At 57.3% G+C, this 13,113-nt stretch carries 6 protein-coding genes (1 of these 6 cut by a window edge); 1 reads left to right on the forward strand and 5 read right to left on the reverse strand.

Annotated features, from left to right (window positions below):
* Nucleotides 1-5,839: the 5' end (the start) of a non-ribosomal peptide synthetase gene (locus BOP93_RS15375; RefSeq protein WP_104503320.1), read on the reverse strand. Its footprint begins 7,100 nt before the window's first position; the window shows 5,839 of its 12,939 coding nt (coding positions 1-5,839); its start codon is at nucleotides 5,837-5,839; its stop codon lies beyond the left edge, outside the window.
* A 599-nt stretch (nucleotides 5,840-6,438) separates the two neighbouring features.
* Here BOP93_RS15375 and BOP93_RS15380 point away from each other — a divergent pair.
* A complete protein-coding gene (locus BOP93_RS15380) occupies nucleotides 6,439-6,690 on the forward strand; it encodes a DUF6124 family protein (RefSeq protein ID WP_065895963.1) in 252 nt (83 codons plus the stop codon).
* 70 nt (nucleotides 6,691-6,760) lie between these two features.
* Here the strand turns inward: BOP93_RS15380 and BOP93_RS15385 are convergent, their stop codons facing one another.
* The 4 genes from BOP93_RS15385 to BOP93_RS27845 form a co-directional block, all read right to left on the reverse strand.
* The gene (locus BOP93_RS15385; protein WP_104503321.1) at nucleotides 6,761-7,168 is read right to left on the reverse strand and encodes a hypothetical protein; all 408 of its coding nucleotides are present in this window, start codon (nucleotides 7,166-7,168) and stop codon (nucleotides 6,761-6,763) included.
* A 394-nt stretch (nucleotides 7,169-7,562) separates the two neighbouring features.
* On the reverse strand, nucleotides 7,563-7,961 hold the full coding sequence (locus BOP93_RS15390; RefSeq protein WP_157943507.1) for a hypothetical protein: 399 nt from the start codon (nucleotides 7,959-7,961) through the stop codon (nucleotides 7,563-7,565).
* 8 nt (nucleotides 7,962-7,969) lie between these two features.
* Nucleotides 7,970-8,893, reverse strand: coding sequence for an RHS repeat-associated core domain-containing protein (locus tag BOP93_RS15395; RefSeq protein ID WP_237140358.1), 924 nt, complete (start codon nucleotides 8,891-8,893; stop codon nucleotides 7,970-7,972).
* Nucleotides 8,890-12,630 (reverse strand): hypothetical protein, encoded by a 3,741-nt coding sequence (locus BOP93_RS27845; RefSeq protein WP_237140359.1) that lies wholly within the window; start codon nucleotides 12,628-12,630, stop codon nucleotides 8,890-8,892. Before BOP93_RS27845 ends, BOP93_RS15395 begins: the two co-directional genes overlap by 4 nt.
* Nucleotides 12,631-13,113 lie beyond the last annotated feature (483 nt).

Consider the following 13,113-nt stretch of genomic DNA (forward strand, 5'->3'; position numbering starts at 1 on the left):
AGATTTCGCCAGTGATGCCCAGGGGCACCGGCTGCAACTGCGCGTCCAGCACATAGATCTGCGTATTGGAAATGGGCCGCCCCACCGGCACGCTCTCCACGTCATCGGCAAGTGCGCGCACTTCGTAGGTGGTGGCGTAGGTGGTGGTTTCGGTCGGGCCATAGCAATGCACCAGGCGCAGTGCCGGTGCCTGGGCCAGCAGGCTGCGGAAGGCGGCCGGGTCGGCGCGCTCGCCGCCGCACAGCAGAATGCGCAGGCCGGCCAGTGCCTCGGGGATCAGTTGCACATACTGGTTGAACAGCGCGGTGGTGACGAACAACACCGTGGCACCCGCCAGCTCGGCGCCGAATGCCTGCGGGTCGAGCAAGGTGGCGTGGTCGATTACCTGCACCTGCCCACCGTTGAGCAGCGCGCCCCACACGTCCATGGTGCTCGCATCGAACGCCGGGTTCGACGCAAAGGCCACGCGGTCCTGGGCATTGAAGTCGGCGTAGCCGTTGTTGATCACCAGCCGGGTAATGCCGCGCTGGGGCACCAGTACGCCTTTGGGCGTGCCGGTGGAGCCGGAGGTGTACATGATGTAGGCGACGCTGTCGGCGGACTGTTCGCGCTCGGGGTTGTCGGCCGGCAGCCCGTCGAGGTTCAGCCCGGCCAGGTCATCCAGCACCAGGCGGGCGCCGCTGTCCTGCACCATGAACGCCTGGCGTTCGGCCGGCGCATTGACGTCCAGCGGCACGTACACCGCCGCGCACTTGAGCACGGCCACTTGGCTGACCACCAGGTCGATGCCGCGCGGCAGCGCCAGGGCCACCGGCTCGCCAGGTTGCACGCCCTGGCCGATCAGGTAGTGGGCCAGGCGATTGGCGCGGCGATTGAGGTCGCGGTAACTCAAGGACAGCTTGCCCTGCACCACCGCCACCGCTTCAGGCCGTGCCAGTGCCTGGGCTTCGAACAGCTGGGCGACGCTCAGATGCGCAGGGTAGTCGCGGCGACTGTCGTTAAACTCCACCAGCAGTTGCTGGCGCTCTGTCGGCGGTATGATCGACAGCGTTTGCAGCGCGGTGGTCGGCGCCTGTTGCAGGGCCGTCACCAGGTGGCGCAGCGCGGTGAGCATGTAGTCCGCCACGCGCTGCACGTCCAGCGTGGCGATGCCTTGCACGGTGAGGGCGAAGCCTGCGCCCAGGTCATCGACGTTGAGCACCAGCGGGTAGTTGCTGCGCTCTTCGGAGCTGAGTACCTGGATGCCGGACGCGGCGAACGGGCTGTCACCCGGTGCTTCATCCGGTGCGCTGTGGCGATAGTTGAGCAAGGTACTGAACAACGGCAACGACGCCGGCACACCACTGCAGCGCTGGGCCAGCGACAACAAAGCATGTTCATGACCGAGCAATTGCGCCAGGCGTGCGTGGGTGGCGCGCACACCGGCCTGCACGCCCGTGGCGCCGAGGCTGACCCGCAACGGCAAGGTGTTGATGAACATCCCCAGCGCCCGATCGGCGCCCTCGCCGCCCTGCATGCGCCCCAGCAACACGGTGCCGAACACCACGTCGCGCTGGCCGGACACCTGGCTCAGCACCTGCGCCCAGGCCAGGTGCACCAGGCTCGCGGCACTCACGCCCAACTGCCGCGCCTGTTCGCGCAGGGCCAGGCTCAGCCCCGACTCCAGCGGCAGATGGGCTTCGACGATGCCGCTGCCGTCGCCATTCACATCCTGCAAGCCGAAGGCCAGGGTCGGCTCGTCGATATCGCCGAGCATCTCGCTGAAGAAAGCTTCGTGTTGCGCCTGACTCACACCGAGGCGCGCCTGGGCCACGTAGTTGCGGTACTGCACCGCGTCGGGCAACTGCGCGCTGCGGCCGCACAGGCTGGCGCTCATCTCTTGCACCAGCACGTGCAGGGCGGTGTGGTCGAGCAGGATATGGTGCAGCAGCAGGATGCCGACCAGGCGCCCCGCTTCCTCGCTGTACGCCAGGCGCATCAGCGACGCGCGTGACAGGTCCAGGCGATAGTGACGAGGGTCGAAGCGCTGTTGCAGAGACGCCAGGGCATCGTCGCCCGTGGCCTCGACCCGCTCGACCGCCAGGGGTGCCTGGCGCAGCACCACCTGCACCGGTTCATCCAGGCCTTCCCAGAGGATCGCGGTGCGCAGGATGTCGTTGCGCTCGATCACGCTGTGCAGCGCCTGGACAAACCCGTCCACCGCCGTCTGGTCAGCGAAACTGAACTGCACCTGCAACACGTAGGGGTCGCCCTCTGCGGTTGCCAGGTGATGGTAGAGAATCCCGGCCTGCAACGGCGCCAGGCCATAGATGTCCTGCACATTGGCGATGCCGCCGGGTATCGCCTGGATGATGTGGTCGATGGCGGCCTGGTCGAGGTCGACCAGGGGCAGCATGTCCGGGGTGATGGCCGCGCTGTGTTCTTCAATGAGATTGGCCGGCACCTGCACTTCGTGGTGCCCGCCGACCGCCGCCGCCAGTGCCGCCAAGGTCGGCTGGCCGAACAGCACGCGCACATCGGCGCTCAAGTCTACCTGGCGCATGCGCTCGATCAGCTTGACCGCCAACAGCGAGTGGCCGCCGAGCTCGAAGAAATTATCCTCGCGCCCCACGCGGTCGACCTTGAGCAGGTCCTGCCAGAGCGTGGCGATGGTGGTTTCCACCGCGCCCTGGGGCGGTGCATAACCGCGCCGGGCCAACGCGTCGGTATCAGGTGCGGGCAAGGCCTTGCGGTCGAGTTTGCCGTTGGTGGTCAGCGGGAACCGCTCCAGCAGCACAAACGCAGCGGGCACCATGTAATCGGCCAGGCTCAGCAGCAAATGGTCGCGCAAGGCGGCCGCAGTGGGCGCGCCGTCGGCAATCACGTAGGCCACCAGGCGTTTGTCGCCGGGGGTGTCTTCCCGGGCAATCACCACGGCGTCGCGCACGCCGTCGGCGGTGGCCAGGTGGGCCTGGATTTCACCGAGTTCGATACGGAAACCGCGGATCTTCACCTGGTCGTCGTTGCGCCCCAGGTACTCGACGCTGCCGTCGGCCGACAAGCGGCCAAGGTCGCCGGTCTTGTACATGCGCAGGCCGGTGGCCGGGTCGTGCAGGAAGCGTTCGGCGTTGAGTGCGTCACGGTTCAGATAACCGCGCGCCACCCCGGCGCCGCCCACATACAGCTCACCGACCACGCCGAACGGCAGCGGCTCGCGCTGTGCGTCAAGGATGTACAACTGCAAGTCCGGAATGCGCACGCCAATCGGGCTTACGCCGACCAACTGCGCATCGGCCGCTTCCAGCGCGCGGTAGGTCACGTGCACGGTGGTTTCGGTGATGCCGTACATGTTCACCAGTTGCGTACCGGCATTCACCGCCCGCGCATACCACGGCTTGAGCATGCCCGGTTCCAGCGCTTCGCCGCCGAAAATCACCTGGCGCAACGAATGCGCCTGGTCGCTGTTGCCCTGGGCCGCGATCAACTGGCGGAACGCACTCGGCGTCTGGTTGAGGATGCTGACCGAGGCTTCGCAGAGCAGCGCGTAGCACTCATCCGGTGAACGGCTGACCAGTTGCGGCACGATCAGCAACTGGCCGCCGTGCATCAGCGCACCCCAGATTTCCCACACGGAAAAGTCGAACGCGAAGGAATGGAACAGCGCCCACACGTCGTGCTGATTGAAACCGAACCAATGTTGGGTGGCGCTGAACAGGCGCGCCACCTGGCGGTGTTCGATCATCACGCCCTTGGGCTGGCCGGTGGAACCGGAGGTGTAGATGACATAGGCCAGGTTGGCCGGGCTCAGGTGCAGGCACGGATTGACCGTGGCCTGCTGGTGCAGGGCGTCGAGGTCGATCTGCGCCAGGTTGCCCACCAAGTGCCGGGTGTCGGCTTGCACCAGCACCGCCACCGGCGCGCTGTCGCCCAGGGTGTAGGCGATGCGTTCCTGCGGGTACGCCGGGTCGATCGGCACATAACCGGCACCGGCCTTGAGGATGCCGAGCAGGCCGATGATCATCTGCGGGCCGCGCTCTACGCAGATCGCCACGCGCGCGTCGGGGCGCACGCCCTGGGCCAGCAGCGCATGGGCGACCTGGTTGGCGCGTTCGTTGAGTTCACGGTAGGTCAGGCAGCGCTGTTCGAAACGCACGGCAATCGCGTCGGGGCGGGTGGCGGCGTGGGCTTCGACTTGCTGGTGGATCAGGGCGGTGTCGGCGTAGTGCGCGGGGCTTTGGTTGATGGGGCTTTGATTCAGGCGGTGCAGCAGGGTATGGCGTTCGAGGTCAGGCAGGATGTTCAGGCCGCTGAGCGGCATATCCGGTCGCTGTTCAAGCGCATCGGCCAGACTTTCCAGGGCCGTGTGCAGATAACCGGCCACGCGTTGCGCGCTGATGGACGCATCGACCATCACCGTCAGCGCAAAGTCTTCACCCAGGTCATCGACATTGACCGTCAGCGGGTAGTTGGTGCGCTCTTCGGCGCCGAGCACCTGGATGCCTTCGGCCACGTCGATCACCGCGTGCATGTCGCTGGCGGCGCTGTGACGGTAATTGAGCATCGCACTGAACAGCGGCGCCGGCGCCGCCACCCCGCTGCAACGCTGGGCCAGCGCCAGGGAGGCGTGCTCGTGCTCAAGCAAGGTGGTGAGGCGTTCGTGGGTAGCCTTGATCGCGGCGCGCACGCCTTGCTCGCCGACATCCACGCGCAGCGGCAAGGTATTGATGAACATGCCCAACGCGCGTTCACCGCCCTCGCCCGCGCCCATGCGGCCGAGCATCACGGTGCCGAATACCACCGACTCACGGCCCGACACCACCCCCAGCACCCGGGCCAACGCCAGGTGCATCAGGCTTGCCACACCGACACCCAATGGACGCGCCAGGCTGCGCAAGCGCAGGCTGAGCGCATGCTCAACCGGCAGGCGCGCTTCGTCGATGCCCAGACCATCGCCCTGCACGTCCTGCAGGCCGAAGGGCAACGTCGGCTCGTCGATGTCGGCGAGCATGTCGCGGAAGAAGGCTTCGTGGGCCTGCTCGCTCACACCCTGGCGCACCTGGGCGATATAGCTGCGAAACGCTACCGGCGGCGCGGCATGCGCCTGCTTGCCGGCGAGGTACAACTGGATTTCCTCGCGCACCCCATCGAGGGCGGTGTGATCGAGGATGGTGTGGTGAAACAGCAGCATCGCAACCACGCGTTCGTTGGCCGGGTCGTCGGCGAACACCAGGCGCAGCAACGGCGCCTGGCCCAGGTCCATGCGATAGGTGCGCGCATCGTAGCGTGCGAGCAGTTGGGCCAGGCGGTCGGCGCCGTCCAGATGCGCCTCTTCACAGGCCAGGTTTGCCTTGCGCCACACCACCTGCAACGGCTCGTCGAGACGCTCCCAGGCCATCGACGTGCGCAGGATATCGTGGCGATCAATCACCCATTGCAACGCCTCGGCGAAGCCGTGCAGACGTGCGCGGCTGTCGAACACGAACTGCGCGTGCAGCACGTAGGGGTCGCCCTGCTGAGCGCGAAGATGGTGGTAGAGCATGCCTTCCTGGAGCGGCGCCAGGGGATAGATATCCTGCACATTCGCCGCCCCGCCGGGGATCGCCGCGACGATGCGGTCGATGGCCGGCTGGTCGAGCGTGACCAGTGGCAGCATGTCCGGGGTGATGCCATAAGCCGGGCTCGACCAGTCACCGCCATGCGCCGCGACCCACTCAAGCAGTTGGGGTTTATGCGCGATCAGTTGGTCCCACAGCGCGTGATCCAGCGCGTCGTCATCGCCCAGGACGATCAGGTCGCCCTCTTCCGTCTGCAGACGGATCGCATGGGTGGAAATCGCTGCCAGTAATTCGCTGAACTGCATGGGGAAACCCGCCTGATAAGTCACGGTTGAAAAGAATGTCCGTATTCCGTTGTGCCGCTTGAATCGGCTGCTCTGCGCCCTGAAAAAACAACGGGCGCAGCCGGGGGCCTGGAGAGGCTTCCGGCAGGCTTGGAAAATTAAGGGATTTGCGGGGCGGGGGGTGACATGGGAAGCGGGGACAAGGGAAATGGGGAATGGTTCCGGGTTGGTTGAGGGCCAATACTGATCCGGTGGTGTGAGAGCCATTTTTGAGCGTCGATTCCCCCAACTGCATCGCCTGCTCGACATGCATTGTTAAAGGCCAGCAAGCCATATCCCTTTAATTTGCAGGACGTTTCCTAGACAATCCTTCGGCCTTGCGCCTGCTCAATCCACTGGCTAGCCTTCGCTTCGTCGCTGCATATCAGCGATCGGGTGTGGAAACCCGGGAATGAGTAGGCGTCATGATCGTATGCAAACGCTCAATGGCGGCTGTACGCGGGCAGACTTCGGTCTGACTGGGTCCTACTCCCCGGTTTCCACCCCGCGTATGGCTGCCACCCAATCTGCCGTGTGGAAACGGCACCGGATGGCGCCCCAACCGAGTAGGAGCTATATCCATGAGCAAAATCGTCCCCGATCCACCCTATCCTGTTTTTGTTGCCCACGAAGACCTGAGCTTCGAAGACGCCATCGCCAACATTTCCTCGCTGCTACGCTGCGCCGCCACCACGGCCACCGAAACCGCCGAAGGCCTCAAAGGCACCCGGCGCGACATGGCCTGTTCGACCGCGCACTTGATCGACATGGCCCGCACCCTCGCCGACCGCGCACTGGATTGCCTGCAACCCGGACCCGCCAGCACCCCATAACCCCTCCCACATTTGGCTCGTGTTGCCTGCTTGATCGTTCCTACGCTCAGCGTGGGAACGATCAAAATGATCAACCTGTGACCACTTTTAAGCCATCCAAGATCTCAGAGTTTGACGCGTGCAGCATCCAATCGGTGCTATCAATTGCGCGGATAAAAACTAAACAGTTTTGAAAGTCATCGCCCAGTAATTTTTCTACACCCACTTGCTCCATACATGAAACCGCCACGATTAAGCAGTCGATTGTATAGTCAACACATCGGGAAAAACTCAATATATCTTCCCAGGTTTTAACGAGTCCTTTGGGCAGGCAACGAATACGATTCTGAAATCCGTCAATCGACTCATCATTTGGCAAATTTGCAACGCCATCAAATTCGATAATTAGCCATACCCAATCATTAGCAGGTACCTTTTCTAATAAATTCTGTAGCTCGATACGGCTACCATTTTTTCGATACATGGGTACTTCGAACATGTTCATATTCCATTCAGTACTGTAATGGCCGCACGCGATGATGCTTCGATGTCCCACCCTCAGGATTTGACTCCCCGCCACCCATCTGTGGTGCTCGCAAAATTGATCGATCTAATATAGTTCCAGCCATCTGAGCGGCTGAAAACGCTTCGCAGCGACTACTTCCAGTCTACATACACCTGAAAGTAGGAAGTTTATCAGAACGATTGGGGTTCGGTTCTCCATTATTTTTGGAGGCTCTACCCACAAAACCAACCTGCGACTCTTGCTTGCTGCACGAAGCATGGCTCGATGACTAGACTATCTAGATTGATCTTGAGTAAGTTTATGTAGCCGCTATGGCTAGGCGTTCTCGCCATAGCGGATGGCATATAACCATTTGAATCCGGCTATTTCAGACTCCTTCTAATATATCCCTACCTACGGCAACCAAATACGCACCATAAGATGGCTCTATTTCAAAAATCAATATGGAACCTTCCTCATACTCCTTAATTTTTTCATCAAATGAGCATGACAGCTTGGCATCCTGCTGTAATTCGTTATCACTTATTTCATAAACGTATTGTAGCAATGACCTGACCGCGCCCACACTTTCAGTGGAGCATCCCGTATGAATTACTCGCACAACGTTTATAATATTACCTTCTTTAAAGTCAGTAACAAGCAATTTTTGCAGCCCACCAACCCGTATCTTAGTTTTTCTTTCTTGAGTTAAAATTTCAATAGTCAGCGCATCATCTATCACAGCTATCGATATTAATTCTTTGTCGTGAAAAGTGCTGGACAGCATAGACATATTCACCTTTTAGGTAACGGGCTATAAGGAGTACTTATGTTGCGATCTTTGTTCGTTAGCCGGAGACCAGCTGGGGGCCTATCCCAATTATGAGTATGATGGCCGCTCCCGACCCCTGCCTCATTAGGGTGGGGGCCATCGTAATCTACTTCTGGCAAACCGTCGCGCCCGAACCTACGAGCATTGCCTCCAGCATCTCGATCTGTAGTGGAGCCAGGTTCTCCCTTCCACGGCCGCCCGCGAGTACGCTGACCTTTATCGGATTTAGAACTGCTTTGCTTAGCTTCCTCCTCGCCGCCGGCCTTCTCATTATGATAGGTGGTGGTGCGCGGCACGTCCGACATTTGAGAGACTGGGGTCTCAAAGGCCACAACCCCCCTACCACCCACGGTGTCGTCGCTGCCTCTGCCTTTAATCACAGCGCTCACAGTTGCGGCGGCTGCCAGCGCAGTAAGCGCATAGAAAGCAGGGACGATAAGAAAGGCGAAACGCCCATCCGGATCTATGTATTTGTAGGGATTGTTATTCGCATAGGTGTAGCGATTGAAACTGTGCAGATTGGACGCCTGGAAGTCGACCGAATCGACCCCCATAAAGCGCCCCAGCACCGGGTCGTAATAGCGTGCCCCCATATACGACAAACCCGTTGCGTCATCGAACGGTTTGCCGTGAAATCCGATCTTATTACTACTGCTTGGCGCTGATTGGTTCAGCCTCTCCCCGTAAGGCTTATAGTTTTCCTTCCACAGCAGGTTGCCCGTTGCGTCGGTAGCGGCCATCGGGCTGCCGGATATATCGTTGTGAAAATAAGTGACAGTATCGGCCATTGCGGCGTTGTTAAGCATCAGCGCCAGTAACAGCACGCCGATTCGTTTGCCCAACTTCTTTATCGTATCCATTGAGGTAATTCCTTTACCTGTGTTCATGGGCTTACCTGCTGTGCTACACGTTTATCGCCCAAGTAGAAGTATTCGGTGAGTGTGCCCCCGTCCAGTTCGATCAATTGTTTGCCATTTGAGTCGTATATCTCGTACACCTTGCCACTGGCCTTGACCACAGCACTACGATGGTTGAGGCCGTCATAGCTGTATTCCACTTTGGCCGCCGGGCTGGCGCAGTTGATACAGACCAGATTGGGCACATCGTTATAGGTGTAGGTGCTGTCTTGACTGCTGCTGACGTTGCCGTAAGCATCGTAACCGTAACTGTCAGTTCTAAAACCGCTCACACTACTCAGCCGATTATTGGCGTCGTAGGCATAGGTCAGGCTGGCTTGGCCCAAAGTCTGGTTGATCAGGTTGCCGCCGCCATCATAGGCAATGCTGCCTTGACCCCAGAGACCGGCGACACCGGTCAAACGGTTAATCCCGTCGTAGTCCAACGTTCGGTTAAAACTCGCGTCGACATCGTCACTGACAGTTTTGAGATTACCGGTGCCGTCATAGGTATAGTTGCTGCTGAGGTGAGTCGCTGTGAAAGGCGTTTCCGTGATGAAGCTGGCTGGCCAGAGACGGCTGTTTTGTCCGTAGCGGGAGACGATACCGTTGTTATACGTAATGCTTTGGATCAGGCCAGACGGCCAGTATTGAACAGCGCTGATATAACCAGAAATACTGGTAGGGCGGCCCAAGGCATCCGGGACATAGTTCACCATACGTGACGACTCTGGATAAGTGATGCTGCTCAGGTTGTCGTTACCGTTATAGGCAAAGCGTGTAGTGAACACTCGGCCATCCAGTGCCAAGCTGTCCTGAACCAGGTTGTCCGCCGCATCATAGGTAAAGCTACGATTGCCACCAGCGCTGTTACTACTGAGCAACTTGCTGTTTTTGTTGTAGGTATTGGTGATGGCCGGAGTGGCATCGGGGTAGACCGTGGAGGTCAGTCGATTGAGTTCGTCATAAGTGTATCGGGTGGTGCCCGATGCACCCACCTGCTTGCTCGTCAGATTGCCTGCGATGTCACGCCCATAGGTGGTTACGCCGGTTTCCGGATTGGACACGCTGATGAGGTAGTTGTGTGCGTCATAGCCATACGTGCGTGTAAGCCCCGCCTGGGTGACCGAGGTCATCAAGTCATTGGCGCCGCGTTCGATGGTTACGTTGACCGAATTTTCCGGTGTGGTGATGGCCATCAGCAGTTGCTGATCGGGGTCACCATATGATCGATACGTATAGGTGGTGAGGTTGCCGCGTTCATCAGTCACGGAAGCAGTAGCCGGGCCATAACTGTAAGTCTGGAACGTTCCATCAGCATTGGTCTGGCGGGTCAGACGATTGAGCGCGTCATAAAGATAGCTAGTTCCGACCGTCTCCCCCGGGTTGGACTCGAAGGTCTTACGCCCCAGGCCATCGTAGCTGAAGGTGCGGGTAATGCCGGCCAACGTAATGCCGGTAGTCCGGCCAAAGTTATCGTACTGCGTGGTCTCAACCAACGGACCGCGGGTTGAGGTTTTGCTGATGGGCGTATAGGCAATGCTCCTGGGGTTGCCAACAGGTGGAATGACCGAGGTAAGCCGGTTGATGCCATCATAGGTATAGAGAGTGGTTTTACCTTCACCATTGGTGTGTGCGCTGATGTTGCCAGCATCGTCGACCACGCGAGTGATGGTGATGTTTTCCGGAAGGGTCTCGGTTTGAGCAATGCCACGCTTGTAATTGCTGTAAGTGTAGACGCGGCCACCGGGCAGGGTTTTGCTGGCGATATTGCCTTGGGTATCGTAAGTGAAACTGACGATGACACCATCGCGGGTTTCCGTTAGAACGTTACCATTAGCGTCGAAGGTGCGGGTGAGCGATTTACCTGGAGAGGTTTCGCTGGCGATCTTGCCCAGAATCCATCTCGCAGGATCGTTGAAGTAAGTATAGGTGGTGGTACGCGAGCCGCCATTGGGGCCGGTTTCTACTCTAGTGCCGGGATTACCATACACATCATAGTTCGAGTACGACGTTACATAAGACGCGCCGTCAATTATTGTTGTCTTCTGTGCTAAATCGGCGGACCAGACATTGTCGTCATACACTATTCCGAGCCCAACGACTGAAGTTTTTAGTGGAACCAATACTCTTGGAATATAACCAAAATCTTGAGATTTACCCAGAGGGAAATCAACCTTGAATAACTGCCCAATTGTCCAGCCGACGTTTTGGCTCTGGTAATTTACCCCTTGATTGGCTACAACGTAGCTATGACTCATAAAACTGTAGGTTGTTGTACCTTCAGGGCCAGCAACCGTAGTAGTATCATATTTCCCAATACTTCCTAAGGCGTATCCGTATTTCCATTCTGCTCCGCTCGATTGGGTTTTGCCATTAATGCGCTCGCGATAAACCTTGGCTGAGTAGGTCTGTCCAGGGGCATACATGGTGATTCGATCGGTTACCCAACCATATGAGTAACGTGTGATTCCTCCTCGGGGATTGGTCACTGCAGTAAGCTTTCTGCTTATGATAGTCGACTGATTAAGAGGAGAATAGGTATCTACCCTGCTCTTAATGGTTAAAAAGGGGCCTGGAGCATATGAAAAACTCCAAGACTCGCCACTTGGCAGTAATACTCTGTTCAAGACAGTTGAATTATTTGCATTTTGATTTAGATATTCGTAGCTCCAGATACGCGATCCGTCAGTGATCGACAAGAGTTTTTGCGTTACCGGATCGTATTGAAAGTTTATTCTACGACCATCACTTGCGACCACGGAATTTATTTTCACGTCACCGCGATCGAAGTCATATAGCGTTGATGATCCAATTCCGGGGAACCTTTTCCCTGGCACCGCGTAAGGCGTCGTCGCTGCAGGGCGATATTCGTAGGTTAGCGTATTCCCATTAACATCTTGTGCAGATTTTGCTACAAGGTAACCTTCAGCTCGATTCGGCGCCTGATAGATAGATTGGTTACTGACTAACAACACGTCGGTGTCGGCAATTATAAAGTTCCCATAGTAACGATCCCGATCAACGTTTCCAAAATTGTAAATTGTGCCGTCTGGAGAGGTTGTCGTTATAGTGCCGCCTATACAGTCTAGTTTCCAACCGCCTTTCGAATAAGCTTTTTGCCCGCCAGCAGCATAAAGTAATTCTTGCTGACCATTTGGAAGTTCCAGAACCGGATTTTCTGAACCACCGTTCCAACTGGTCACGTCGCTGCCACGACATATACGTAAAAGCAAAGCGTCAGACGTAGATGTTTCTGCCGGATCTTCCGGGGTCTGCTGTCGAGTAATTTCGTTGTATCTGAACCTAATCCTAGGTGCGACCCCAAGACTCCAGCCAGGACCAAGCGCAGTCCATTTGTACGACTTGTTATAGGTGGAAAGCAGGCCAGCTGATGAGGACTGCATGTCGTATGTTCGCCACACCTCGATATTCAATCCACCATTCCCAGGCAGAGCAAGATCTTTTTGTTGAATAGTGAGATTGCCGCTTCTGAAATCCACCTCACCCTCTTGGCCTTCAAACTCTCGATCATTTACCGGGGGTCGCTGATCTGTAGTTGCCGTGTTGAAAACAGCTGCACTTGATGCGATAGCGGGAAAACACAAACAGATTAAAAAAACAATTGTTACTGATGTCACGGATTTAAATTTCCCGTCTACATCAGACATAGCGTACAAAAACTTGAGCAGGCAAGATGATTTTTTCGACGAGCTTTTTTCTTTCATTATATACAATTCCATTTGTTATAAATTTTTCCGCCAGACTTGATCGCGCCTAGCAAACAATTAAAGCGATTCGGCAAAAATTTATTTAGCGTGCTTATTGCGATTAGAACCTTCATCGCCTTCGCTTACATCCAAGACGAAGAGAGTAAGTGAAATTTAAATTTAAAAAACTGAAGAACTGTTTCATAGCACTACTTGAGCCGGATCTCCTGAGTTATTTCCACATTCTTAAAACAAGGCAGATCAGCATTTAAAGTTACAGGAGGCCCAACTTTGAAGAGAGTTTTACTTAGGGTAAAGTCGGACGATTCCGAGGTCTTCGTCGTATAAATCTGATGGATCGCTGACTGCCCCAGTCAGTAATCATCTCCCTTATCTGCATCGCCTGCTCGACATGTATTGTTAAAGGCCAGCAAGCCATATCCCTTTAATTTGCAGGACGTTTCCTAGACAATCCTTCGGCCTTGCGCCTGCTCAATCCAC

This window comes from Pseudomonas orientalis (assembly GCF_002934065.1).
Taxonomy (GTDB): Bacteria; Pseudomonadota; Gammaproteobacteria; order Pseudomonadales; family Pseudomonadaceae; genus Aquipseudomonas; species Aquipseudomonas orientalis_A.